A 23,493-nucleotide genomic window follows, 5' to 3' on the forward strand; every position below is an offset into this window, starting at 1 on the left:
CCTCGATCTCTAAGCGAATTATTGTCCGCTTTACCACCCGCCTCTAACACGGGGAGCGGCGGACAACGCACATGCCCATTAGGCCAATAAGTGCGGCCCGCTCCACGCGGAGGTGGCACGATGCGCAACGAGACGATCGCTATTCACGCCGGCTACGAGCCCGAAGCCACCACGCACGCGGTCGCCGTGCCGATCTACCAGACCGCGGCCTACGCCTTCGACAGCGCCGATCATGGCGCGGCGCTCTTCAATCTCGAGGCCGAGGGTTTCCGTTACAGCCGCATCGCCAATCCGACCAGCGCGGTGCTGGAGAAGCGCATCAGTCAGCTCGAAGGCGGCGTCGGCGCTCTTGCGGTCGCGACCGGGCAGGCGGCGCTGCATTTCGCCTTCGTCAACGTCGCCGACCACGGCGGCAACATCGTTTCCGTGCCGCAGCTCTACGGCACCACGCACACGCTCCTCTCCCACATCCTGCCGCGCCAGGGCATCACCGGCCGCTTCGCCGAGAGCGACAAGCCGGATGCGATCGAGAAGCTGATCGACGAGAACACCCGCGCCGTATTCGCCGAGACCATCGGGAACCCCGCCGGAAATGTCTGCGACATCGAGGCGCTGGCGAAGATCGCGCACGCCCATGGCGTGCCGCTGATCGTCGACAACACGGTGGCAACCCCGATCCTGCTGAGGCCGTTCGATTACGGCGCCGATATCGCCGTGCATTCGCTGACCAAGTTTCTCGGCGGCCACGGCACCACGCTCGGCGGCGCCATCGTCGATTCCGGAAACTTCCCCTGGGCCAAGCACGCCGATCGTTTCCCGGCCTACAACACGCCGGACGCCTCCTATCACGGTCTCGTCTATGCCGAGCGTTTCGGCAAGACCGCCTATATCGAGCGCGCGCGCAGCGTCTACCAGCGCACCATGGGTTCGGTGCTGTCGCCGTTCAACGCCTTCCTGCTGCTCCAGGGGATCGAGACCGTGGCGCTGCGCATGGAGCGCCACTGCGGGAACGCCCGCAAGGTCGCCGAATTCCTGCGTGGCGACCCCCGTGTGGCCTGGGTCAACTACACCGGCTTCCCCGACAGCCCTTACTATCCGCTCGTGCAGAAATATCTCGACGGCAATGCCTCCTCGCTGTTCACTTTCGGCATCAAGGGCGGCATGGAAGCCGGCAAGTCCTTCTATGACGCGCTGAAGCTGATCACCCGCCTCGTCAATATCGGCGATGCCAAGTCGCTGGCCTGCCATCCGGCCTCGACCACGCACCGGCAGATGTCGGCCGAGCAGCAGCGCGCCGCCGGCGTGCTGCCGGAAACGATCCGCCTGTCGATCGGCATCGAGCATTCCTCTGACATCATCGAGGACATCGACCAGGCGCTGGAAAAGGCCTGTCCGTCGGCACGCCTCCAGGCCGCGGAGTAGACGGCGGCGCCGATGACGATCTTGATCGACAGGGATCAAGGTATAGTGAGCCCGGCGCTCGTGCCGGGTGAGGGCGATCTTACGCGCGATCGCGGCGGCGCCGAGCTCACCATCGGGCTCATCAACAACATGCCGGATCCGGCGCTGAAGGCGACCGAACGGCAGTTCATGAAATTGCTCCAGGCCGCCGCGGGTCCGCGCCGCATCCGCTTTCACTGCTTCTCGCTGCCGTCGGTGAAGCGTTCGCCGGAGGCGAAGTGGCATGTCGAGAGTGAATATTCGGAACTCTCCGAGCTCAGGCGCCACAGCTTCGACGGGCTGATCGTGACCGGCGCCGAACCGGTCGCGCCCGAGCTCGACGAGGAACCGTACTGGCGCGACCTCACCGACCTCATCGACTGGGCGCGGACCAACACGCGCTCGACGATCTGGTCGTGCCTCGCCGCGCATGCGGCCGTGCTGCATCTCGATCGCATCGAACGGCGACGGCTGCCGGCCAAATGTCACGGCATCTTCGACTGCGACGCCGTGACGAGCGATCCGCTGACGCGCGCCGCTGCCGCGCCGCTCAAGGTCTCGCATTCGCGCCTGAACGAGGTCGCAGAGAGCGACCTCGTGCAGTCAGGTTATCAGGTGCTGACGCGCTCGGCCCAGGCCGGCGTCGACGTCTTCGTCCGGCAATATGCCAGCCGCTTCGTGTTCTTCCAGGGCCACCCGGAATATGACGCACTGTCGCTCCAGCGCGAATATCTGCGCGACATCGGCCGCTATCTCGCGCGCGAGCGCGAGATTTATCCGCACCTGCCCGTGAGCTATTTTGACGCAGCCACGGAAGAGAAGCTTGCTCGCTTCGAGAAACAGGCAAGGCACCAGCGTCATCCGGCGCTCACCAACGATCTGCCCGCGCTGAATTTACGCGACGATATCGCCGCAGGCAGCGCCGCGGCGGTGCTATTCCGCAACTGGCTGCAATATCTCGGTGCGGATGCGCAGACGGCGGTTCTGGCGCGCTAGCCCTGGGGACGTTGGTTCCGCGTTAGGATTACCCAAGCGTTAAGCTTGCCTCGACCGGCGCACGAATGTTTCAGTAGAGAAATACGGAATCACGGGAAACGCAGTCGTGTGGTCGGCACTCCAGGAACGCGTGAGCAATCGGCTGGCCCGGCATTTCCGTGCCGCGCTGCACCAGCTGCCGGCGCACGCGCCCATGGTGAGCTTCACCTTCGACGATGCCCCGGATAGCGCTGCGGGCGAGGGCGCCGAGCTCCTGGAGAAGCATGGTGGCCGCGGCACATATTATCTCGCCGGCAGCCTGATTGATCGGCCGTCGGACCATTGGCACGGCCTTTCGAATGACGCGATCGTGCGGCTGCACCGTGCCGGTCACGAGATCGCCTGCCACACCTTCTCGCACCAGAGCGCGGTCGATCTCGATGAGGCCGCCATGGCCGGTGAGATCGAACGGAACCGCAGCCATTTCCGCAGCATCGATTCCTCGATCACTTTGGAGAACTTCGCCTATCCGTATGGCCTCGCCTCGGTCTGGCGCAAGCCGCAGCTCGCCAGGACGTTCCGCTCGGCGCGCGGTATCCTTCCCGGCGTTAACAGCGACGTCATCGATCTTCAGTTCCTGCGCGCCTCGCCCTTGATCGATCGCGAGATCGATGCGGGCGGCATTGATCGCTATTTCAACGAGGCCGTCGAGAGTGGCGGATGGCTGATCTTCTACGGCCATGACGTCGTGACCGCGCCGAGCCCCTATGGCTGCACGCCGCATTTGATGCGCCACGCACTGGAAGCCGCGGGAAGGCGTAATATGCCGATCGTGACGGTCGCGGAAGCGCTGCGACGAATCGGGGCGTAGCTTCTTTTTCCCTTCTCCCCTTGTGGGAGAAGGTAGCGCGAAGCGCCGGATGAGGGGTCCGTTCGGCAAATCCAACTCTATCGAGTCCGCGGACAGAAACCCCTCACCCGTCTTGCCGCCATGCGGCGAGCCACCCTCTCCCGCAAGGGGAGAGGGGAAGATACCGCCGCGCCCCGCAAACGGTCTTGCCACGCCCGCGCCGCCATGCGACTGGCCTTGTGACGAATCTCACGGTCTTGGTTCCAGCCCGCTCATGTCCGCCCCTTCCACCGCTCCGCTGCCCGCGCCGGCCAACGGCCGCGATGCGCTGTCGGTGCTGCATTCGGTGTTCGGCCTGCCGGGTTTTCGCGGCTCGCAGGGCGAGATCATCCGGCATGTCACCGACGGCGGCAATTGCCTGGTCTTGATGCCGACCGGCGGCGGCAAGTCGCTGTGCTATCAGCTGCCGTCCCTGCTGCGCGAGGGCTGCGGCATCGTGGTGTCGCCGTTGATCGCGTTGATGCGCGACCAGGTCGCCGGCCTGATCGAAGCCGGCGTCAACGCCGCCGCGCTGAATTCGTCGCTGACAATGCAGGAGGCCTCCGATATCGAGCGGCGCCTGATCGCGGGCGATCTCGATCTGCTCTATGTCGCGCCGGAGCGACTGGTGACGCCGCGCTGCCTGTCGATGCTGGCGCAGGCCAAGGTGTCGCTGTTCGCGATCGACGAGGCGCATTGCGTCTCGCAATGGGGCCACGACTTCCGCCCCGAATATGTCGGCCTCTCCATCATCGCCGAGCGCTTTCCCGACGTGCCGCGCATCGCGCTGACCGCGACCGCCGACGAGCTGACGCGCAAGGAGATCGTCGAGCGGCTTCAGCTCACGGGCGCGCCGCAATTCGTCTCCAGCTTCGACCGGCCCAACATCCGCTACGAGATCGTCGACAAGCGCAGTGCGGTGGCGCAGCTGAAGGAGTTCATCCGCGAGCGTCATGCCGGCGATGCCGGCGTGGTCTACTGCCTGTCGCGTAACCGCGTCGAGGAGGTCGCCGCCGCGCTCGATGAGGCCGGCATTGCCGCGCTGCCCTATCACGCCGGGCTAGACAGCCAAGTGCGCTCGCGCAACCAGGACCGCTTCCTCAACGAGGACGGCATCGTCATCGTTGCGACCGTCGCCTTCGGCATGGGCATCGACAAGCCCGACGTGCGCTTCGTCGCCCATCTCGATCTGCCCAAGAGCATCGAGGCCTATTATCAGGAGACGGGACGCGCCGGCCGCGACGGCAAGCCGTCCGCCGCCTGGATGGCCTATGGCCTCTCCGACATCGTGCAGCAGCGGCGCATGATCGACGAATCCAGCGCCTCCGACGAATTCAAGCGGGTGTCGATCGGCAAGCTCGATGCGCTGGTCGGACTTGCCGAAACGCCGCACTGCCGGCGCCGGCGATTGCTCGCCTATTTCGGCGAGATCGTGATGGGCGAGAGCTGCGGCAATTGCGACAATTGCCTGACGCCGCCCAAGATGCGCGACGGCAAGGTGCTGGCGCAGAAGCTGCTGTCCTGCATCTATCGCACCGGTCAGCGTTTCGGCGCGATGCACCTGATCGACGTGCTGATCGGACGTCTCACCGAGAAGGTCACGCAGTTCGGCCATGACAAGCTCTCGGTGTTCGGCATCGGGCGCGAGCTGAACGAAAAGCAGTGGCGAACGGTGCTGCGGCAGCTGGTGGCGATGGGCCATTTGCAGAGCGACAGCGAAGCTTATGGCGCGCTGAAGCTGACGGAGACCGCACGCGGCGTGCTGCGCGGTGAAACGGAAGTGTGGCTGCGCGAGGAGGCGCCGGGTACGCGCCTGCGCTCGAGCCGCGCCAAATCGCGCCGCGGCGATTTCGCGCCGGCGGCAAACGCGCCGCAAGGCGATGTCGATCCCGAACTGCGCGCGCGGCTGCGCTCCTGGCGCTCGGACGTCGCGCGCGAGCGCGGCGTGCCGGCCTATGTCGTGCTGCACGACGCCACCATCGACGGCATCGTCCGGGCCTGGCCCACCACACTCGACGAATTGCGCAACGTGCCGGGGATCGGCGACAAGAAGCTCGAGCACTATGGTGACGAGCTGTTGCAGATCGTCAGGACGCGGTAGGGGCGGCCACCGGCCTCTCGCCACACTCCAGTCGTCATCCCGGCGCTAGGCCGGGACGACAGCGGAGGGGAGGCGTGACGTGGGGTAGCTAGCCATTCCGGAACGCGTAAGCGTACCCGTTCAGCGCCGGCGCGCCGCCGAGATGCGCGTACAAAATCTTCGCGCCCTTCTCGAAATAGCCCTTCTGCGCGAGATCGATCAGGCCCTGCATCGACTTGCCCTCGTAGACGGGGTCGGTGATCATGCCCTCGAGACGCGCGGTGAGGCGGATTGCCTCCTTGGTCTCTTCCGACGGCACGCCATAGGCGGGATAGGCGTAGTCCTCGATCAGCACGACGTCGTCGGCGACGAGCTCCTTACCGAGCTCGACCAGCTTTGCGGTGTTCTGCGCGATCTCGAGCACCTGCGATTTCGTCTGTGCCGGCGTGAAGGAGGCGTCGATGCCGATCACCTTGCGGGCACGGCCGTCAGCGGCGAAGCCGACCAGCATGCCGGCATGGGTCGAGCCGGTGACGGTGCAGACCACGATGTAGTCGAACTTGAAGCCGAGGTCGGCCTCCTGCTTGCGGACCTCTTCGGCGAAGCCGACATAGCCGAGGCCGCCGAACTTGTGCACCGAGGCGCCGGCGGGAATCGCGTAGGGCTTGCCGCCCGCCGCCTTCACTTCGTCGATCGCCTGCTCCCAGCTCTTGCGAATGCCGATGTCGAAGCCGTCGTCGACCAGGCGCACGTCGGCGCCCATGATGCGCGAGAGCATGATGTTGCCGACACGGTCATAGACGGCATCCTCGTGCGGCACCCAGGCTTCCTGCACCAGGCGGCACTTCATGCCGATCTTGGCGGCGACCGCCGCGATCATGCGGGTGTGGTTGGACTGCACGCCGCCGATCGACACCAGCGTGTCGGCGTTGGAGGCGATCGCATCGGGAATGATGTATTCGAGCTTGCGCAGCTTGTTGCCGCCATAGGCGAGGCCGGAATTGCAGTCCTCACGCTTGGCATAGACTTCGACCTGGCCGCCGAGATGCTTCGACAGCCGCTCCAGCTTCTCGATGGGCGTCGGGCCGAAGGTCAGCGGGTAGCGCGCGAATTTGTCCAGCTTCATGGTCAGGTCATCCCGATTGGCGTTGATGTCTGGGGATGTGGCTAGCATTGCGCCGCAAAAATGTGCTTTCGAATATTGCGCCTATATTGCACCGAAACTTGCAGAAGTTGCCGCACTGGCTAAGATTTCTTCCGGATAATAGCAATAGATCGGAATTTTCTTCCATGTCTGCCCGGCTCGACCGTATCGACCTCAAGATGTTGAGATTGCTGCAGAATAACGGTCGGCTCAGCAATGCCGAGCTGGCCGAAACGGTCGCGATCAGCCCCGCCACCTGCCATCGCCGTACCCAGCGCCTGTTCGAGGACGGCTTCATCGCCGCGGTCCGCGCCATGGTGGCGCCGAAGAAAGTGGCCAAGGGCACCCTGGTCATGGTCGGCGTCGTGCTCGACCGCTCGACCCCGGAAAGCTTTGCCACCTTCGAGCAGGCGATCACCCGGCTGAAATTCGTGCTCGACTGCCACCTCGTCGCCGGGGACTTCGACTATTTCCTGAAAATCCGCGTCGGCGACATGGAGGATTTCAACCGCATCCACGGCGAGCAACTGATCGCACTGCCCGGCGTGCGCCAGACCCGCACCTTCTTCGTGATGAAAGAGGTCGTCGACAACGCGCCGCTGGAGTTTTGAGAGAGACGCGTTTTCCAGCGAAGTGGAAACCGGTTCGCGGCAAAAAACGCGTCAAACAACAATCCAGCGCACTTGATGCGCGATACGCATCATGAAAGATTCACGCGATGCAGACGTTTTCCTTTCGCCATCACGATCCGGCCGGGCCGAGCTATCGGCGCGGCTGGGTGGACGAGGCCGTGGCCGCGATCGAGGCCGACCAGTGCCGCACGGCCGACACGCATCTGATCCGGCTGATCGTGTCGGCCCTGTCAGGCATCGACATCTATCTGAAGGATGAATCCACGCATCCGACCGGCAGCCTGAAGCATCGCCTCGCGCGCTCGCTGTTCCTCTACGCGCTCTGCAACGGCCACATCCGCGAAGGCACGCCGGTCGTCGAGGCATCGTCGGGGTCGACCGCGGTGTCGGAAGCCTATTTCGCTGAGATGATCGGCGTGCCCTTTTATGCCGTGATGCCGCGCACGACTTCGGCGGAGAAGATCGCCGCGATCGAGCATTATGGCGGCAATTGCCATTTGATCGACGACGGGCGTGCGCTCTATGCGGAAGCCGCCGCGCTCGCCAACCGCCTGAACGGTCACTACATGGACCAGTTCACCTTCGCCGAGCGCGCCACGGATTGGCGCGGCAACAACAACATCGCCGAATCGATCTTCACGCAATTGCAGGGCGAGCCGCGCCCGCTGCCGGACTGGATCGTGATGGGCGCGGGCACCGGCGGCACGTCGGCCACCATCGGACGCTATTTGCGCTACCGCCAGTATCCGACACGTCTGTGCGTGGCGGACGTCGAGCATTCCGCGTTCTTCGATTGCTTCCGCTCGCAGGACCGTTCCCGCGTTTGCGACCGCCCGTCGCTGATCGAGGGCGTCGGCCGGCCGCGCTGCGAGCCGTCCTTCGTGCCGGGCGTGGTCGACCGCATGATGAAGATCCCGGATGCGGCGACGATCGCGGCGATGAACGTGCTGTCGCGCCGGCTGCGCCGCACGGTGGGCGGCTCGACCGGCACCAATTTCCTGGCGCTGTGTCGTCTTGCCTCAGAGATGCGCAAAGCGAACATCGCGGGATCGCTGGTGACGCTGATCTGCGATTCCGGCGAGCGCTACCGGCAGACCTACTACGAACCCGAATGGCTGAAAGCGCGTGGCCTCGATCCCTCGCCGTTCGAGGCGGCGTTGTCGTCGTTCCTCGCGACGGGCGAGCCCCTAGCGCTTGATGTCGATGACGTCGTCAATCCCCAGAACGTACAAAGCCCCGAGGCCTCATAGCCAGCGTCGCTCTGAGATTTGCAAAATTGCACGGTCGTCACGGCAACTTCACTTGCCTTGCGTGAACACGCGGGCGAGCCTCGTCTCTTCGCAACGAGGAGATTCCGCCGTGCGCCTTCCCATTCTCGATCCCAAGGATCTGACCGACGAACAGAAGCCGCTCTATGACGACATGCGAGCCGGCATCACGGACCACTTCAAGGGCTTCGTGAACATGCGCGAGGACGGCGCGCTGCTCGGGCCCTGGAATCCCTGGGTCCGCGAGCCGCGTTTCGGCAAGCCGGTGTGGGAGCTGGTCAAGGCGATCGCGTCAAATCCGCTGCTGCCGGCGCCGGTGCGCGAGGTTGCGATTCTCGTCACCGGCTCGCATTTCCGCTCCGGCTACGAGCTCTATGCCCATGTGCTGGTGGCCGAGCAGCGCGGCCTCTCCGACGAGAAGCTCGCGACCATCGTCGCCGGGCAGCGGCCGGTAGATCTCACCAAGCAGGAGGCCGTCGCCTACGACGTGGCCTCCGCGCTGGTCAGCGGCGGCGTGCTGCCGGAACTGACCTGGCGTGCCGCGGTGAAGGAGTTCGGCGAGCACGGCGCGGCCGAACTGTCCTACCTCGTCGGCGTCTACTGCATGGTCTCGGTCACCCTCAACACGTTCGACGTGCCGGTACCGGAATAGACGCAGCGGGCGCGATCACTCCGCCGCCTTGCTTGCAGCCGGCGGAGGCGCCCAATTAATGCAGCGATTGCGGCCCTCGGCCTTGGCCTGGTAGAGCGCATGATCGGCCGCGGCCATCAGCGCGTCGATGCCGGACATGCTGACGGTAGCCTCCGCGATGCCGACGCTCACTGTGACGCCGAACTGAATGCTGTCGGCGACGATCTGCGCGCTCATCACGCGCTTGCGGATGCGGTCGGCAACGGTCCTCGCCCGGGACAGGCTGGTCTCGGGCAGGAGAACCGCAAATTCCTCGCCGCCGAGGCGGCCGACGATGTCCGACTTGCGCTTGCCGTCGAGGCACGCGGCCGCAACCGCCTTGATCGCGGCGTCACCCACCGCATGGCCGTAGCGATCGTTGACCGATTTGAAGTGGTCGATGTCGAGCATCAGCACCGAGACCGAGCGATAATAGCGCTGAAATCGGCTCCATTCCGCATCGAGATTCTCGAGGAAGTGGCGGCGATTGTAGAGGCCGGTGAGCGCATCGGTGGTGGCGAGCGTCTCCAGCATCGCGGCTTTTTGCGTCAGATCGGTGATGTCGACATAAGTCAGCATGCGGCCGCCGTTCGACATCGTGGTGCAGTGGGCCCTGATGCGCCGGCCGTCCGGCGTCTGCAGGTCGCGCACATGATCGCCGGCCTTGACCTCCTGGAGGCGTCGCGCCGGAAATTTCGCCAGCTCGCTCGTTGGAAGATTGGGCGCGCTGGCGCGATGCAGACGCCGCACCAGCGATGCGTAGCTGGGCCGGCTTGCCGCCTCATCTTCGCTGACCTCCCAGAACCGTCGCATGCGCCGGTTCATGAAGCTCGCGTTCAAGTCGGAGTCGAGCAGGAGGACGCCGTCCTGAACATTTTCCAGTGCATCCCGCAGCAGCTTCAATTCGTCTGAGGTGCGCACGATGTCGGTAACGGGCGTATAGGTCAGCATGCGCCCGCCATCGGGCAACGGCGTGACCTGGACGCGCACGACATCGCCATTGGTGCGGCGCAGGTCGATCGGCGTCGGATCGCCCGCCTCGATCGTGCGAACACGCTCCGCCACCAGCGCATCAAGATCGGGGTCCGGCACCTCATAGGCGCCGGTGTCACGTCCGTGGTGAAGCAGTGTGAGAATGGACGGATTGCTGTCGGCGACCTCGTCGGGCAGGCGCCACATCTGGCGGAACGACCGGTTGATCAGGCGCGCCCTGAGGCTGGGGTCGAGCAGCACGATGCCGGTCGGCACATGATCGAGCGCGGCGCGCAGCGCCAGCATCTGGCCGCGCATCAGCACGTCGGACGAGCGTTCCCGCTCCTCGCCGGCGGGGCGATCGAGGCTGCCCGGCTGCTCGAAGGCGACGCCGGCCTGACGGTCCGAGCGCCAGATCACGCGGCAGGTCAGGGTCTCGCGCCCCGCGATCCTGAGCTGGAACCGCTCGGGCACGCCGAGGCCGCTCTCCATCTCGAGTGTCGCGGCCTCGTCGGACAGCCGGCGCACGACGCAGTCGATCGACGACTGGCCGAAATTGAAGAAGATCTTCCCTGCCAGGAACGTCCGTTCCGGAACCAAGCGGGACATTCGCTGCCTCCAAGGCGAAACACAATAAGGCGAAACACAATGCGGTAAGCTGATCCAGTTTCGCGCAAGGTTCCTTGCGGCGATGTAACGCAATCGACGTTTTCGGATGAAGATTAACGATCGGTTGACGGGCAGTGCGGCCCGGCGATGCGAAAAGCGCTTCATAATCAGCGGGAGGGGGTAGTCCTCCGGCCAATCGCGGGCGCTACGCTTTATCGAAAATCCACCACGACCGCAGTCAGTTGCGCACCGCGTAGAGCGGCGTGCGCAACGTCAGCTGGTAGGCCGGCTTCGGCATCCAGGCGATCTGCGCAGTGATGCCGAACAGGCGGTTGTCGTTGTCGTCCATGCGATCGAGATCGAGCCGCAGGACCGGCTGGGTGAAGGGCTCCGCCAGCGTCCGGCCGGCGAACTGCGCGCCGCGGAACGACTGCACGCCGAGGCGCCCGGTGAACTTCCAGTTGCTCGGCCATTGGTAATAGCCGCCGGCATAGAGGATCGTGTTCGGCCGGATCTTGGCGAGCTGGCTGGCGACATCGGTGTGGGTGTATTGCACGCCGGCAAGCCAGCCTCGCGTCTCGTCCTCGTCGAGCGCGTAGTCGAATTCCACGATGTTGTTGAACGAGGTGGTCATGCCCTGCTCGTTCGGCACCGACTGCGTCAGGGTCGATTGCAGCGTGACGGTCGGGATTTTTCCGCCGCTTTGCTGGTAGAGGTCGGCCTGCACGCCGATGTTCCAGCTCGTGATGTCGAACGCCGACCAGCCGCCGCCGATATCCGTCGTCGAGCCCGACACGCCGCCATAGAGCGACACGCGATCGCTGACGTCGACGGTCAGCGGCAGGTCGACGGCGATCGATTTCGCCGCCGGCAAGCCGTTCGACAGGGACGTTCCTCCGCGTGCCGCCAGTGCTCCCAGCGCGGCCGACAGCGAGGTGTTGCCGAAGCCGAGCCCGAGCGTGCCCGCGGGAATCGCCGCGTAGATCGTGCGGAGATCGAGATAGATGTTCGGTACATCAGGCTTTGCGGGCTTGTCCTCCTCCTCGTCGGCAGCGAAGGCGGCGCCCGCCGACATCGTCAGGCAAAGCAGCCCCAGTGCGACAGCGCGCAAAGCCTGAAAATGCGATGGGCCGTGATGGGACACGTGACAATCCGACGCGTGGCGATCTGATGACGGGATCGTCGTTAGATGGAACGTGATTACTCGTGCGGTCAAGCGCTATCCGCAAGTGATGGACTGCACGGGTGCGCGCGGTTAGTCTGCCGTGATCGCACTGACACACTCGCCGGCCAGAGTGCAGGCCGGACAATGGAAGGACCGACTGCCCATGAACATGTCACGCCGAATCCTGCTCACCGGTCTGGCTGGGCTCGCCGTCGCTCCGACCGCCGTTGCCGCCGCCGTGCCGTCATCCGAGCCTGGCGACGTGACGGTCGCCGAAGAGCGCTTCGCGCGCACGATTGCCGCCGCGCATGCGCCCGATGTCACCTGCGCACGGCAGGCCGAGCGCTATGCGGAGGCGCATTGGACCGAATATGTTGTGGCGGCGCGTGCGGTCATCGGCGCGCGTGTGTGATTCGCGCCTTTATTTCGCTACCGCCCGCCTGACCTGCTCGCCGATCTGCGACAATACGAGCTGCGCCTGCGGCAGGATCGCGCCCATGGCGTGGAAGTTGTGAACCATGCCGTCGTGGCAGACATGCTCGACCGTGACGCCGGCGGCGAGCAGCTTGCGCGCATAGGCATTGCCTTCGTCGCGCATCGGGTCGAATTCGGCGGTATGGATGATGGCGGTCGGCAGGCCCGCAAGCCGCGTCGCGCGCAGCGGCGAGATGCGGGGATCGGCAGTCTCCAGGCCCTCGGGCAGATAGTCCGAAAGATCCGCTTCGATCGTCACGCGATCGATCAAATGGCCTTCGGCAAAGGCCTCGCGCGAAGGCGAGGTCTCCTCGAAATCCAGCACGGGGCAGATCAGGCATTGCGCGACGATGGAGAGGCCGGCGCTCTGCGCCGCCTCCTGGCACACGATCGCAGCCAGCGTGGCACCTGCCGAATCACCGCCGATCACCAGACGCGCGGCGTCGATGCCGAGCGATGGTGCTTCGCGCGCGACCCATTCGGTCGCGGCGATCGCGTCGTCCACGGCGGCCGGGAATTTATGCTCTGGCGCGAGGCGGTAGTCGACCGAGACGAGGCGGCAGCCGCTCGCATGCGCCAGCGCCGCGGCGATGCGGTCGTGCGTGGCAATGCTGCCGGCGACGAGCCCGCCGCCATGAAAGAACACGAAGCCCGGCGCGCGCTCAGCGGCGCTCGCCGGTGCATAGAGGCGATAGGGCAGTTCGCCGCCAGGGCCGGGCAACAGGCCGTCGGAGGTCGTCACGTCAGGCGCATCAGTGCGCGCGAACTGCATCAGCTTCGCGAGCGATTGCCGCCGTGCCTCGACGCTCGGGCGGCCCGAAGCCTGCGGTCCGGCCACGGCCAGCATGGTCAATAATCGCTTTGCGAGCGGATCGAGCGGCATGGGTTACTCCGTAACGTACCTTGCATTATAGCCAGTTTGCTCAGTCTTACCCTCCCCTAAAGGGTTGGTGCTTCCCCGCAGTAAATCGTTTAGAAATTGGGACAATAGTGCCCGGATAACAGGGGAGGCCGCTCATGGCCGAGGTCAAAAAGCCCATCGCATATTCGCCGACCTGGACCTTCTTCGAAGGCAAGTGGCACGATGGCAACGTGCCGATCTTGGGTCCCCGCACGCATGCGGGGTGGCTCGGCTCCATGGTCTTCGACGGCGCTCGCGCGTTCGAAGGCGTCGCGCCCGATCTCGATCGTCACGTTGCCCGCACCAATCAATCCGCGATCAATTTTGGCCTGAAGCCGGTGGTCGACACCGGCACCTGGCTCACGCTTGCGAACGAAGGCATTGCGCGCTTTGCGGCGAACGCCGAACTCTACGTCCGTCCGATGTACTGGGCGCAGAGCGGCTTGGGCGGCGGCGTGCTGTTCGACCCCGAAAGCACCAATTGGTGCCTGTGCGTCTACGAGGCGCCGCTGCCAAAGCCCGTCGGCAACGCGATCACGCTGTCGCCGTTCCGCAGGCCCACTGCCGAATGCGCGCCGGTCGAGGCGAAGGCCGCCTGCCTCTATCCGAACAATTCGCGCGCATTGGCGGAGGCCGCTTCTCGCGGCTTCCAGAACGCGCTGATGCTCGACATGCTCGGCAACGTCGCCGAGTTCGGCAATTCCAACGTGTTCATGGCCAAGGACGGCGTGGCCTTCACGCCGGTGCCGAACGGCACCTTCCTCAACGGCATCACGCGCCAGCGCGTCATCAGCCTGCTGCGCGGCGACGGCGTCACCGTGGTCGAGAAGACGCTGCGCTATGCCGATTTCCTCACCGCCGACGAGATTTTCTCCTCCGGCAATTTCGCCAAGGTTGCGCCCGTGATCCGCATCGACGACCGCGAGCTGAAGCCCGGTCCGCTCTACACAAGAGCGCGAAAACTCTATTGGGACTTCGCGCATGCGGTGAAGCTGGCGGCGTAGGCTCCCTTGTCGTCCTGGCGAAAGCCAGGACCCATTACCCCAGGGAGACCTTTGGCGAAGACTGACCGTTCGGTGCGGCCACCGATCAACACGGATAGATCACGCGGTATGGGTCCTGGCTTTCGCCAGGACGACACCGAGGATGTGGCGCGCGCACGCCGTCCATTACGAGCCCCGCCGAAACCGGCTGAACTGAAACGCCTGCGTCGAATTCCACGGCGTATGATGCGTCTCGCTCCGCGTCTCGACCAGCTCGAACTCCGGCCCAAGCTCCGCTGCCAGGCTGACGCTGTCGTGGCGCTGCACCGGCAGGCCGCTGCATTTCTCCGGACCGTCGGGTGCGAATGTGGCGATGATGACTTGTCCGCCGGGGCTAACCGCCGATCGCAGGCGTTCGACGTAAGCGGCCCTGTCATCGGGATCGGTCAGGAAATGAAACGCCGCGCGGTCGTGCCAGACGTCATAAGCCTTGGCCGGCTGCCATGCCGTGGCATCGGCGACGATCCAGTCGACAGTTGAAGCGGCTGCGCCGATTCGCTTCTTCGCGACCTCAAGCGCGTTGGCGGAGAGGTCCAGCACGGCGAGATCACGATATCCGTCCTGCAATAGACGATCGACCAGCCGCGAAGCGCCGCTGCCGATATCGATGATGGCCGCGTTATGATCCGGATTGGCCGCTCGGATCATGTCGAGCGAGATCGCCGGGCTGTCCTGAAACCAGCTGACCTCCGTCTCGCCCTTGGTGGCGTAGACGTTCTCCCAGTGCGTGGTGCGGTCGGACATGGCTGCTCCGGCCCTGGCCGGCGGACGGCAGCGCGTTAATGGCGCTACCGGGATCAACTGGCAATTCGCGCGCCCGCCACGTGCGGCCGCGCCAGCGCGAACGAAAGGACCTACTCGTCCTTCTTCGACATGCGCTCGAGGCGTTCCTGCATGTCCTTCATCTGCTGGCGCAGATCGTCGATGTTGCTGTCCTTCGGCGCCTCGGCGTTCGCGTCGGGCTCAGGCTCCGAGCCGGCCGCCGGGCGGCCCGCGCCGGGAGCAAACGGCTTGAACATCGAGAAGGTCTGCTGGAACAGCTCCATGTTGCGACGGACTTGTTCTTCCAGCGGAGCAAAGGGAGTGCCGGACAGCGTGTTGGCGATCTGCTTGCGGAACTTCTCCTGCTCCTGGGTCAGGGTCGCGATCGACTGTTCCAGATATTTCGGCACCACCATCTGCATGCTGTCGCCGTAGAAGCGGATGAGCTGGCGCAGGAAGGTGGTCGGAAGCAGGTTCTGGCCGGCCTTGTTCTCCTGCTCGAAGATGATCTGGGCGAGCACGGAGCGGGTGATGTCGTCGCCGGTCTTGGCGTCGTAGACCAGGAAATCTTCGCCGTCCTTGACCATGGCGGCGAGGTCTTCCAGCGTCACGTAAGTGCTCGTTCCGGTGTTATAGAGCCGGCGGTTCGCGTATTTCTTGATGGTCGTGGGTTGGTCTGATTTCGCCATGGGCTCTCACTTGCAAACGCGGAGAACGGGAACCCGGCGGCCGATGCCGCAGGGCGGGAAGAGTACGCAACGCAACAAAATAAGCATTTTCAAAGGGCTCACGCTACCGTTTTGTGCGGCACGGTTAATCGCAGAGCAAAATCGTGCTTGCGAAAGCGCCAAGAACGCTATTTTGAATGCGCTGCGGCATGAATTCGGTCGTCGGCCGATTGACATGCCTCAACGACGTTAACAGGATGGCCCACGAGACTGGCGAGCGTTTTTCCAGCTCCGCCCGCCCCTTTCATAAGAACCTCAAGCCTCAGGAGATGCCCATGTCAGACGATGTCGTCATCGTCAGCGCCGCCCGCACCCCGGTCGGAAGCTTCAACGGAGCGTTCGCGACCCTCCCCGCCCATGATCTCGGCGCCATCGCCATCAAGGCCGCGCTGGAGCGCGGTGGCATCGAGCCCGGCCGGGTCTCGGAAGTCATCATGGGGCAGATCCTGACCGCCGCTCAGGGCCAGAACCCCGCCCGCCAAGCCTCGATCGCCGCCGGTATTCCGGTGGAGAGCCCGGCCTGGGGCGTCAACCAGCTCTGCGGCTCGGGCCTGCGCACAGTCGCGCTCGGCTATCAGGCGCTGCTCAACGGCGATTCCGAGATCGTGGTCGCCGGCGGCCAGGAATCCATGAGCATGGCTCCGCACGCCCAGTATCTGCGCGGCGGCGTCAAGATGGGCGCGGTCGAGTTCATCGACACCATGATCAAGGACGGCCTGTGGGATGCCTTCAACGGCTACCACATGGGCAACACCGCCGAGAACGTCGCGCGGCAGTGGCAGATCACCCGCGCCCAGCAGGACGAGTTCGCGGTCGCCTCGCAGCAGAAGGCCGAGGCCGCGCAGAAGGCCGGCAAATTCAACGACGAGATCGTTCCCGTCACCATCAAGACCCGCAAGGGCGACATCGTCGTCAGCGCCGACGAATATCCGCGTCATGGCGCCACGCTCGACGGGATGGCGAAGCTCAAGCCCGCCTTCGAGAAGGAGGGCACGGTCACTGCGGGGTCGGCGTCCGGCATCAATGACGGCGCTGCCGCTGTCGTGCTGATGACTGCCAAGCAGGCGGCCAAGGAAGGCAAGAAGCCGCTCGCGCGGATCGTGTCCTGGGCGCAGGCCGGCGTCGATCCGAAGATCATGGGTTCGGGCCCGATCCCGGCCTCACGCCTCGCGCTGAAGAAGGCCGGCTGGAATGTCGGCGATCTCGACCTGATCGAGGCCAACGAGGCCTTCGCGGCGCAGGCCTGCGCCGTCAACAAGGACCTCGGCTGGGATACCTCCAAGGTCAACGTCAACGGCGGCGCGATCGCGATCGGTCATCCGGTCGGTGCCTCCGGCGCACGCGTGCTGGTGACGCTGCTGCACGAGATGCAGAAGCGCGATTCGAAGAAGGGCCTGGCCACGCTGTGCATCGGCGGTGGCATGGGTATCGCGATGTGTCTGGCGCGCGACTGAAAGCCTACGCGTATCTGACTTATAATCTGCGCGTGCGCTGCACACGCGACTGAGTGCGTTGCACGCGACTAAAAAGGCAGCGGTTGCAAATCAAATATTCTTCGCAACCGTGCAAGCCTCGACTAAAGAGAAACGCCCGGCTCACGCCGGGCGTTTTGTTCTTGATGTCCGTCAAACGTCCCGCATAATCCGTAGCTAAAAAAACGATCACTCAAAAACGTCCGAAGAGTCCAAGGAAGAGTCCAAGGGAAGGAATACGACATGGCACGTGTTGCATTGGTCACGGGTGGTACGCGGGGCATCGGCGCGGCGATCAGCAAGGCGCTGAAGGCTGCCGGCTACAAGGTTGCGGCGAGCTACGCCGGCAACGACGCGGCGGCGGAGAAGTTCAAGGCAGAGACCGGCATCGCCGTCTACAAATGGGACGTCAGTAATTTCGAGGCATGCGCCGAAGGCGTGAAGAAGGTCGAGGCCGATCTCGGCCCGGTCGACGTGCTGGTCAACAATGCCGGCATCACCCGCGACACCGCCTTTCACAAGATGACGCTCGAGCAGTGGAACGCCGTCATCAACACCAATCTCGGCTCGCTGTTCAACATGACGCGCCAGGTGATCGAAGGCATGCGCGCGCGCAAGTTCGGCCGCGTCATCTCGATCTCGTCGATCAACGGCCAGAAGGGTCAGTTCGGTCAGGTCAACTATTCCGCGGCGAAGGCCGGCGACATCGGCTTCACCAAGGCGCTCGCGCTCGAGAATGCCAAGGGCGGCATCACGGTCAACGCGATCTGCCCCGGCTACATCAACACCGAAATGGTGCAGGCGGTGCCGAAGGACGTGCTGGAAAAGAACGTGATCCCGCAGATTCCGGTCAACCGGCTCGGCGAGCCGGAAGAGATTGCCCGCGCGGTCGTGTTCCTCGCGGCCGACGAGGGCGGCTTCATCACGGGATCGACGCTGTCCATCAATGGCGGCCAATATCAGGCCTGATATGGCGCCAAGCCTCTGGCTCAAAAGCCAGTAGCTTCGGGCGCGACAAGGCGATAGTGAAGACGAAGATGCCCGGCCTCGTGCCGGGCATCATCGTCCTCAGAGCCTTGCATTGATGACCCCGCGCACAGCCACGCTGATCGGATTGACCGCGATCCTGATGTGGTCGCTGCTCTCCGTGATGACGGTGGCGACTGGAAAGATCCCGGCGTTCCAGCTCGCCGCAATGACCTTCGCGATCGGCGGTCTCGTCGGCCTCCTCACCTGGATCGGCCGCGGCGAGGCGGCGAAAAGCCTGCGCCAGCCGCTCGTCGTCTGGGTCGTCGGCGTCGGCGGCCTGTTCGGCTATCACGCGCTGTATTTCCTCGCGCTGCGCTTCGCGCCGCCGGCTGAAGCCGGCCTGCTGAATTACATGTGGCCGCTGCTGATCGTGCTGTTCTCGTCGTTCCTGCCGGGTGAGCGGCTTGCCCTGCATCACATCGTCGGTGCGGTGCTCGGCCTTGTCGGCACCGTGCTGCTGTTCGCCGGCAACACTTCCGGCTTCTCGCCGGGCCAGGTGCCGGGATTGGTGGCGGCCTTCATCGCCGCCTTCGTGTGGGCAGCCTATTCGGTGCTGTCGCGCCGGCTCAAGGCGGTGCCGACCGATGCAGTCGCCGGCTTCTGCCTCGCCACATCGGTGCTCGCTGCGCTGATGCATGGTGTGCTGGAGACCACTGTGTGGCCGGAGACCACGCTGCAATGGCTCTCCGTCGCCGCGCTCGGCATCGGCCCCGTCGGTGCCGCCTTCTACGCGTGGGACATCGGCATGAAGCGCGGCGACATCCGCGTGCTGGGCGCTGCCTCCTACGCGACGCCGCTGCTCTCGACCGGCTTCCTCATCGCTGCCGGTTTTGCCAAAGCCAGCGCCAACATCGCGATCGCCGCGATCCTGATCGCCGGCGGCGGCCTGATCGCGGCGAAGGACATGGTGTTGCGCAAGAGATGAGGGGGTTACGGCTCCCAGCCCTGCGGCGCGAGCTCGAAGCCTGCGAACTCGAACGCGGGCGCAACAGTGCAGCCGACCAGCGTCCACTCGCCCGTCGTCTCCGCGGACTGCCAGGCGTGCGCCGGCACGATGGCCTGCGGCCGGTCGCCGTTCGCAAGATCGGTGCCGAGGCGTACCACGTGCTGGGTGCAGCCCTCATGCGCGATACGCAGCGTCAACGGGCTGCCGGCGTAGTAGTGCCAGGTCTCGACCGCATCGACGCGATGCCAGTGCGAGCGCTCGCCGCGCGCAAGCAGGAAATAGATGGAGGTGGAGCGCGAACGCCCGTTGGCGTCCGTGGTCTGGTCGCGAAACGTTTCGCGATAATGCCCGCCCTCGGGATGGGGCCGAAGTTCGAGGCGCGTGATGATCTCGGCTGCGGTCGGCATCGATCCCCGTCAGGACTTGTTCTTGCGCTCGCGGAGCTCGCCGAACACCGCGGCGGCATCCGCGCCCTTCATGTGCAGCCTGGCTGCAACCGACGGTTCGTCGGCGCGCAGGAACACGTTGGCCCGCTTCTCGTCACCGAGCAGTGTGGGGATGGTCGGCTTGTTCTCGGCCCGCAGCTTCGCCACTTCCGCCGCGCGCGCCTGGAGCGCCGCATTGTCGGGGTCGACGGTGAGCGCGAACTTGACGTTGGACGCGGTGTATTCGTGGCCGCAATAGAGCCTGAAGTCGTCGGGCAGCGCGCGCAGCTTCAGAAGCGAATCCCACATCATCGGATAGGTGCCCTCGAACACGCGGCCGCAGCCGATCGAGAACAGCGTGTCGGCGGCAAACACCGTCTTCTCGGTGTCGAACACGTAGGAGACGTGGTCGAGCGTGTGGCCGGGCGTCTCCACCACGCGAGCCAGCAAATTGCCGATCTTGACCACGTCGGCATTGGCGACGCGCAGGTCGACGTCCGCAATCTTCGTCGTCTTGTCATGCGGCGCGACGACGCGGCAATTGTATTTCTGCTTGAGTTCGGCGACCCCGCCGACATGATCGCCATGGTGATGGGTGATCAGGATGTCGGTGAGCTGCCAGCCCTCGCGCTCCAGCGCCTTCAGGATGGGGCCGGCCTCCGGCGCGTCGATCGACGCCGTCGCCTTGGTTTCCACATCGTGGATGAGATAACCGAAATTGTCGTTTAAACAGCTGAAAGTACGAATTTCGGCAGCCATGACATCTCCATCGGGCTCAGCCCCGCCAGACAAATATGGCGTTAACGTTGCGCAGGCAATGCAATATTCCGCGCGCAGGCGCGCCCTCGCGCATGTTACATTGCGGTCATGACCATCGACGTCGTCGACCTCCGCGAGTTCTATTCCCGCCGCCTCGGGATCGTGGCGCGGCAAATGATCAATCGCGGCATCAGGGAGCGCTGGCCGGGCGCGCAGGGCCAGCGCGTGCTCGGCATCGGCTATCCCACGCCCTATCTGGGGTTGTTCCGCGAGGATGCCGAGCGCTGCATCGCCTTCATGCCGTCGGCCCAGGGCGTCCTGAAATGGCCGACGGGACGGCCGGCGCTGGCCTCGCTGGTCGACGAATTCTCGCTGCCGCTTCCTGACGCCGCCGTCGACCGCATCCTCATGGTCCATGCGCTGGAGATGTCGGATGATCCGGCCGCGCTGCTGCGCGAGGCGTGGCGGGTATTGTCGGCCTCCGGCCGCGTCATTGCGGTGATCCCGAACCGGCGCGGCGTGTGGACCCGCACCGACAGCACGCCGTTCGGTCACGGCCGGCCCTATTCGCGCTCGCAGATCACCGATCTGTTGCGCCAGACCTGGTTCACGCCGACCGCCTGGGGCGAGGCGTTGTTCATGCCGCCCTATGCCGGCCGCTGGGTGCTGAAATCCGCGCAGATGTGGGAGCGCGCCGGTGCGGCGCTGTCGCTGCCGTTTGCGGGCGTGCACATCGTCGAGGCGACCAAGCAGGTCTACCGCGCGATTCCCGCCAAGCGCGAACGCGCGCGGTTGATTCCCTCGCTCGCCAAGCCGGTGCTGGTGCCGTCCTCGACGACGGTGACGCGCAGTTAGCTTCGCCTGTCCCTGCGGGAAAGGTGATCCGTGCCTGCGGTTCTTGCCGCTTCAACCAATGCCCATCGTCAAAAAAATCGTCCCGGCGAGGCCGGGACGATTTAGGTCGGAAAATCAGAAGAGGCTTACTCGCCCGGGGCCACTTCGTCGCTCGATGCGGCCGGGGCAGCTTCGCGCTCGGGGCGCGGGCCGTGCGGCCGACGACGCCGGCGCGGATAGCGCTCGCCACCGCCGCCACCGCCTTCGAAGCCGGCCTGGCCGCCATTCACCTGCGGTTGCGGGCCGGTGATGAAGGAGGGCAGGCGATCGACGCTGCCGGCATCGGCGACGACGGGCTGCGGCTGATTCTGCGGCTGGGGCTGGGGCTGATATTGCGGCTGCGGACGATGGTCGCGCTCGCGGTGCTCGCGCGGCTGCTGCTGATCGCGCTGATAGGGCTGGTTGTCGCGCGGCTGATGATCACGCTGGTGATGATCGCGCTGGCCCTCGCGGTCGCGCGTGAAGGGCTGCTGCTGTTGCGGCTGCGGGACGAAGCCCGGCTCCTGGCCGAAATTCGAGAAATTCTCGCCGTCGTCCTCGCCGTCGTCGCTGGTGCTGCTGATGGGCTCGTCACCGCGCGGCTGCTGGCTCTGGCGGAACTGCTCCTGGGCCGCCGCGATCAGGCGGAAATAATGCTCGGCGTGCTGGTAGTAGTTCTCGGCTGCAACGGGGTCGCCGGAGGAGCGCGCGTCGCGCGCGAGCTGAAGATATTTTTCGGCGATGTGCGAGGCGGTGCCGCGGATCTTGATGTCGGGTCCGTTGGACTCGTAGACCCGGGTCATCGGGTTCTGGCCGCGCCGGTTGTTGTTGTTGTTATTATTGTTGTTGTTGCGGTTGCGCATCCGCTGCTTGTTCTGACCGTTTCTCATGTCCTGCCTTTAATTCCAGCCCTAAAGGTTGCACGCATTACTGATTGCTAGGAGTGACCTGGTGACAGCGGTTCACAACGCTCACGCGCACCGCGCGCAAGAGCGGCTTGAACCCTGCCGATGTTCGTCGACCATCGCGCTCAACAAAGACGCGTTCCCCACCCGCCAGCATCCATCGCCAGCGAACCCATTCATATCGCCTGCCGAAACAAGCCCAGCTTTGTTGCGTAAGTCTTCAAGCGCAATATCAGGCTTTCGTTCACTTTGCGGTCGGAGAGCAGCGCAGCTCCAATGGCCTTCGCGCTCAACAGGACCTGCGGCTTGGAACCTTTATCAGTAAAGCTCTCGCCCGAGAGCCCGGCTTTCGCCCGTAGGTCTACGGGGCCGGCACCGATGTGTTGACCGGAACGTAGTCGTTCCCACGGGATATTCCAAGAGGTTTTTTGCAGCCCAATCCGGCTTTTATGGGGGCATTTTTCGGGCCGACACAGCCCTTGGAATGCCCGCCAGATCGGCCTTGGGTGACCTCTCCACCGTTAACGCCGTGGCCGCCATCAAGGTTTCAATATTTCGCGCCTGGCCCTGTCCGGCCTCGACGATCAGCGCTCCGCCGGGGGCGAGACGCTCGGCCGCCTGCGGTATCAGGGCGCGGTAGGCGTCGTATCCGTCATTGCCGCCATCGAGCGCCAGATGCGGATCGTGCTCGCGCACCTCGATGCTCAATCTCGGAATTTCGGCCGAGGGAATATAGGGCGGATTTGACACGATGAGGTCGAAGGGCCCGCGGAGCGCCGACGCATAGGAGCAGGCGACGAAGCCGGCGCGGTCGGCGAGACCGAGCGAGACGGCATTGCCCCGCGCGGTCTCGAGCGCGGAGAGGCTGAGATCGGTGCCGACGCCGAAGGCTTCGGGATTTTCGTGCAGCAGCGCGAGCAGGATCGCACCGGATCCGGTGCCGATGTCGGCGATGCGCAGCGGGCGAGACGTTTTCCGCTCGCGAAGGATTTCGAGCGCGAGCTCGACCACCGTCTCGGTATCGGGACGCGGGACCAGAGTTGCTTCCGACAAGCGGAATGGCAGTCCCCAGAATTCGCGCATCCCGAGAATGCGCGCCACCGGCTCGCCGGCGATGCGGCGCTGTGCATGCTGCGCGAGCCGCGACGCCTCGGCTTCAGTGAGCGGCCGCGCAGCCTGCGCGATCAGGCCGGTGAGATCGAGGCCGAGCGCCGCGCCGACCAGGATGCGGGCATCGAGCTCGGCTTCGTCGAGCTGTGCCGACCGCAGTTGCGCAGCCAGCTTGCGTCGCGCGCTCTCGATGGATTGTCCGGTGAAGGGATCGCTCACGCG

General features: G+C 64.9%; 23 protein-coding genes and 1 tRNA gene. 14 read left to right on the forward strand and 10 right to left on the reverse strand.

The genetic code is table 11. The features are described from left to right. The first annotated feature begins 120 nt into the window (after window positions 1–120). The 4 genes from RAD15_RS37120 to recQ all read left to right on the forward strand — a co-directional run bounded on the left by RAD15_RS37120 (window position 121) and on the right by recQ (window position 5,405). Entirely contained in the window at window positions 121–1,422 is a 1,302-nt protein-coding gene (locus RAD15_RS37120) for an O-acetylhomoserine aminocarboxypropyltransferase/cysteine synthase family protein (RefSeq protein WP_458183673.1), read from the forward strand. 12 nt (window positions 1,423–1,434) lie between these two features. Beyond that, window positions 1,435–2,436 carry a homoserine O-succinyltransferase MetA gene (metA, locus tag RAD15_RS37125; RefSeq protein WP_458183674.1) on the forward strand — a complete coding sequence of 334 codons (1,002 nt, stop codon included), beginning with the start codon at window positions 1,435–1,437 and terminating at the stop codon, window positions 2,434–2,436. Window positions 2,437–2,542: 106 nt separating this feature from the next. Continuing rightward, window positions 2,543–3,286, forward strand: coding sequence for a polysaccharide deacetylase family protein (locus tag RAD15_RS37130; RefSeq protein WP_458183675.1), 744 nt, complete (start codon window positions 2,543–2,545; stop codon window positions 3,284–3,286). 253 nt (window positions 3,287–3,539) lie between these two features. Further along, entirely contained in the window at window positions 3,540–5,405 is a 1,866-nt protein-coding gene (gene recQ, locus RAD15_RS37135; protein ID WP_458183676.1) for a DNA helicase RecQ, read from the forward strand. Between the two features lie 88 nt (window positions 5,406–5,493). Here the strand turns inward: recQ and RAD15_RS37140 are convergent, their stop codons facing one another. Continuing rightward, the gene (locus tag RAD15_RS37140) at window positions 5,494–6,510 is read right to left on the reverse strand and encodes a 1-aminocyclopropane-1-carboxylate deaminase (RefSeq protein ID WP_458183677.1); all 1,017 of its coding nucleotides are present in this window, start codon (window positions 6,508–6,510) and stop codon (window positions 5,494–5,496) included. Window positions 6,511–6,674: 164 nt separating this feature from the next. Here RAD15_RS37140 and RAD15_RS37145 point away from each other — a divergent pair, with 164 nt between their 5' ends. The 4 genes from RAD15_RS37145 to RAD15_RS37160 all read left to right on the forward strand — a co-directional run bounded on the left by RAD15_RS37145 (window position 6,675) and on the right by RAD15_RS37160 (window position 9,080). Beyond that, complete coding sequence (locus tag RAD15_RS37145) at window positions 6,675–7,139, forward strand: Lrp/AsnC family transcriptional regulator (RefSeq protein WP_354086395.1); 465 nt, start codon at window positions 6,675–6,677, stop codon at window positions 7,137–7,139. Window positions 7,140–7,246: 107 nt separating this feature from the next. Next, entirely contained in the window at window positions 7,247–8,410 is a 1,164-nt protein-coding gene (locus RAD15_RS37150) for a PLP-dependent cysteine synthase family protein (protein ID WP_458183678.1), read from the forward strand. Between the two features lie 279 nt (window positions 8,411–8,689). Next, window positions 8,690–8,775 (forward strand) — tRNA-Gly (locus RAD15_RS37155). Then, entirely contained in the window at window positions 8,745–9,080 is a 336-nt protein-coding gene (locus tag RAD15_RS37160) for a carboxymuconolactone decarboxylase family protein (RefSeq protein ID WP_458183679.1), read from the forward strand. Before RAD15_RS37155 ends, RAD15_RS37160 begins: the two co-directional genes overlap by 31 nt. 15 nt (window positions 9,081–9,095) lie before the next feature. Here the strand turns inward: RAD15_RS37160 and RAD15_RS37165 are convergent, their stop codons facing one another. Next, entirely contained in the window at window positions 9,096–10,679 is a 1,584-nt protein-coding gene (locus tag RAD15_RS37165) for a diguanylate cyclase (RefSeq protein WP_458183680.1), read from the reverse strand. Between the two features lie 238 nt (window positions 10,680–10,917). Beyond that, window positions 10,918–11,790, reverse strand: coding sequence for a hypothetical protein (locus tag RAD15_RS37170; protein ID WP_458183705.1), 873 nt, complete (start codon window positions 11,788–11,790; stop codon window positions 10,918–10,920). A 217-nt stretch (window positions 11,791–12,007) separates the two neighbouring features. Here RAD15_RS37170 and RAD15_RS37175 point away from each other — a divergent pair, with 217 nt between their 5' ends. Then, entirely contained in the window at window positions 12,008–12,256 is a 249-nt protein-coding gene (locus RAD15_RS37175) for a hypothetical protein (RefSeq protein ID WP_458183681.1), read from the forward strand. 9 nt (window positions 12,257–12,265) lie between these two features. Here RAD15_RS37175 and RAD15_RS37180 read toward each other — a convergent pair whose 3' ends face one another. After that, window positions 12,266–13,201, reverse strand: a complete 936-nt coding sequence (locus RAD15_RS37180) for an alpha/beta hydrolase (protein ID WP_458183682.1) — start codon at window positions 13,199–13,201, stop codon at window positions 12,266–12,268. Between the two features lie 134 nt (window positions 13,202–13,335). On the opposite strand from RAD15_RS37180, the gene RAD15_RS37185 reads away from it, so the two are divergent. Continuing rightward, window positions 13,336–14,223: a branched-chain amino acid aminotransferase gene (locus tag RAD15_RS37185; protein ID WP_458183683.1), complete on the forward strand. Its 888-nt coding sequence runs from the start codon at window positions 13,336–13,338 to the stop codon at window positions 14,221–14,223. A 165-nt stretch (window positions 14,224–14,388) separates the two neighbouring features. Here the strand turns inward: RAD15_RS37185 and RAD15_RS37190 are convergent, their stop codons facing one another. Next, window positions 14,389–15,006, reverse strand: a complete 618-nt coding sequence (locus tag RAD15_RS37190) for a class I SAM-dependent methyltransferase (protein ID WP_458183684.1) — start codon at window positions 15,004–15,006, stop codon at window positions 14,389–14,391. A gap of 110 nt (window positions 15,007–15,116) precedes the next feature. After that, the gene (gene phaR / locus RAD15_RS37195) at window positions 15,117–15,713 is read right to left on the reverse strand and encodes a polyhydroxyalkanoate synthesis repressor PhaR (RefSeq protein ID WP_458183685.1); all 597 of its coding nucleotides are present in this window, start codon (window positions 15,711–15,713) and stop codon (window positions 15,117–15,119) included. Window positions 15,714–16,027: 314 nt separating this feature from the next. Between phaR and RAD15_RS37200 the strand changes: the two genes are divergently transcribed. From RAD15_RS37200 to yddG, 3 genes are all read left to right on the forward strand, one after another. Further along, window positions 16,028–17,206: an acetyl-CoA C-acetyltransferase gene (locus tag RAD15_RS37200; RefSeq protein WP_458183686.1), complete on the forward strand. Its 1,179-nt coding sequence runs from the start codon at window positions 16,028–16,030 to the stop codon at window positions 17,204–17,206. A gap of 261 nt (window positions 17,207–17,467) precedes the next feature. Then, on the forward strand, window positions 17,468–18,193 hold the full coding sequence (gene phbB, locus RAD15_RS37205; RefSeq protein ID WP_458183687.1) for an acetoacetyl-CoA reductase: 726 nt from the start codon (window positions 17,468–17,470) through the stop codon (window positions 18,191–18,193). A 115-nt stretch (window positions 18,194–18,308) separates the two neighbouring features. Then, the gene (gene yddG / locus RAD15_RS37210; protein ID WP_458183688.1) at window positions 18,309–19,178 is read left to right on the forward strand and encodes an aromatic amino acid exporter YddG; all 870 of its coding nucleotides are present in this window, start codon (window positions 18,309–18,311) and stop codon (window positions 19,176–19,178) included. Window positions 19,179–19,183: 5 nt separating this feature from the next. Here yddG and RAD15_RS37215 read toward each other — a convergent pair whose 3' ends face one another. Both RAD15_RS37215 and gloB read right to left on the reverse strand, forming a co-directional pair. Continuing rightward, on the reverse strand, window positions 19,184–19,606 hold the full coding sequence (locus tag RAD15_RS37215; RefSeq protein WP_458183689.1) for a cupin domain-containing protein: 423 nt from the start codon (window positions 19,604–19,606) through the stop codon (window positions 19,184–19,186). A gap of 9 nt (window positions 19,607–19,615) precedes the next feature. Then, on the reverse strand, window positions 19,616–20,383 hold the full coding sequence (gloB, locus tag RAD15_RS37220) for a hydroxyacylglutathione hydrolase (protein WP_458183690.1): 768 nt from the start codon (window positions 20,381–20,383) through the stop codon (window positions 19,616–19,618). A 108-nt stretch (window positions 20,384–20,491) separates the two neighbouring features. On the opposite strand from gloB, the gene RAD15_RS37225 reads away from it, so the two are divergent. Further along, complete coding sequence (locus RAD15_RS37225; RefSeq protein ID WP_458183691.1) at window positions 20,492–21,238, forward strand: class I SAM-dependent methyltransferase; 747 nt, start codon at window positions 20,492–20,494, stop codon at window positions 21,236–21,238. A gap of 125 nt (window positions 21,239–21,363) precedes the next feature. Here RAD15_RS37225 and RAD15_RS37230 read toward each other — a convergent pair whose 3' ends face one another. Then, window positions 21,364–22,146, reverse strand: a complete 783-nt coding sequence (locus tag RAD15_RS37230; RefSeq protein WP_458183692.1) for a DUF4167 domain-containing protein — start codon at window positions 22,144–22,146, stop codon at window positions 21,364–21,366. A 462-nt stretch (window positions 22,147–22,608) separates the two neighbouring features. After that, window positions 22,609–23,490 carry a peptide chain release factor N(5)-glutamine methyltransferase gene (gene prmC / locus RAD15_RS37235; protein WP_458183693.1) on the reverse strand — a complete coding sequence of 294 codons (882 nt, stop codon included), beginning with the start codon at window positions 23,488–23,490 and terminating at the stop codon, window positions 22,609–22,611. Window positions 23,491–23,493: the final 3 nt, after the last annotated feature.

The organism is Bradyrhizobium sp. 14AA, assembly GCF_054185205.1.

What these genes read in the sequence shown, in the direction of transcription:
- RAD15_RS37120 (WP_458183673.1), top strand. Translation starts at nt 121, where the DNA reads ATGCGCAACGAGACGATCGCTATTCACGCCGGCTACGAGCCCGAAGCC.
- metA (WP_458183674.1), top strand. Translation starts at nt 1,435, where the DNA reads ATGACGATCTTGATCGACAGGGATCAAGGTATAGTGAGCCCGGCGCTC.
- recQ (WP_458183676.1), top strand. Translation starts at nt 3,540, where the DNA reads ATGTCCGCCCCTTCCACCGCTCCGCTGCCCGCGCCGGCCAACGGCCGC.
- RAD15_RS37140 (WP_458183677.1), bottom strand. Translation starts at nt 6,510, where the DNA reads ATGAAGCTGGACAAATTCGCGCGCTACCCGCTGACCTTCGGCCCGACG.
- RAD15_RS37145 (WP_354086395.1), top strand. Translation starts at nt 6,675, where the DNA reads ATGTCTGCCCGGCTCGACCGTATCGACCTCAAGATGTTGAGATTGCTG.
- RAD15_RS37150 (WP_458183678.1), top strand. Translation starts at nt 7,247, where the DNA reads ATGCAGACGTTTTCCTTTCGCCATCACGATCCGGCCGGGCCGAGCTAT.
- RAD15_RS37165 (WP_458183680.1), bottom strand. Translation starts at nt 10,679, where the DNA reads ATGTCCCGCTTGGTTCCGGAACGGACGTTCCTGGCAGGGAAGATCTTC.
- RAD15_RS37175 (WP_458183681.1), top strand. Translation starts at nt 12,008, where the DNA reads ATGAACATGTCACGCCGAATCCTGCTCACCGGTCTGGCTGGGCTCGCC.
- RAD15_RS37180 (WP_458183682.1), bottom strand. Translation starts at nt 13,201, where the DNA reads ATGCCGCTCGATCCGCTCGCAAAGCGATTATTGACCATGCTGGCCGTG.
- RAD15_RS37185 (WP_458183683.1), top strand. Translation starts at nt 13,336, where the DNA reads ATGGCCGAGGTCAAAAAGCCCATCGCATATTCGCCGACCTGGACCTTC.
- RAD15_RS37190 (WP_458183684.1), bottom strand. Translation starts at nt 15,006, where the DNA reads ATGTCCGACCGCACCACGCACTGGGAGAACGTCTACGCCACCAAGGGC.
- phaR (WP_458183685.1), bottom strand. Translation starts at nt 15,713, where the DNA reads ATGGCGAAATCAGACCAACCCACGACCATCAAGAAATACGCGAACCGC.
- RAD15_RS37200 (WP_458183686.1), top strand. Translation starts at nt 16,028, where the DNA reads ATGTCAGACGATGTCGTCATCGTCAGCGCCGCCCGCACCCCGGTCGGA.
- phbB (WP_458183687.1), top strand. Translation starts at nt 17,468, where the DNA reads ATGGCACGTGTTGCATTGGTCACGGGTGGTACGCGGGGCATCGGCGCG.
- yddG (WP_458183688.1), top strand. Translation starts at nt 18,309, where the DNA reads ATGACCCCGCGCACAGCCACGCTGATCGGATTGACCGCGATCCTGATG.
- RAD15_RS37215 (WP_458183689.1), bottom strand. Translation starts at nt 19,606, where the DNA reads ATGCCGACCGCAGCCGAGATCATCACGCGCCTCGAACTTCGGCCCCAT.
- gloB (WP_458183690.1), bottom strand. Translation starts at nt 20,383, where the DNA reads ATGGCTGCCGAAATTCGTACTTTCAGCTGTTTAAACGACAATTTCGGT.
- RAD15_RS37225 (WP_458183691.1), top strand. Translation starts at nt 20,492, where the DNA reads ATGACCATCGACGTCGTCGACCTCCGCGAGTTCTATTCCCGCCGCCTC.
- RAD15_RS37230 (WP_458183692.1), bottom strand. Translation starts at nt 22,146, where the DNA reads ATGAGAAACGGTCAGAACAAGCAGCGGATGCGCAACCGCAACAACAAC.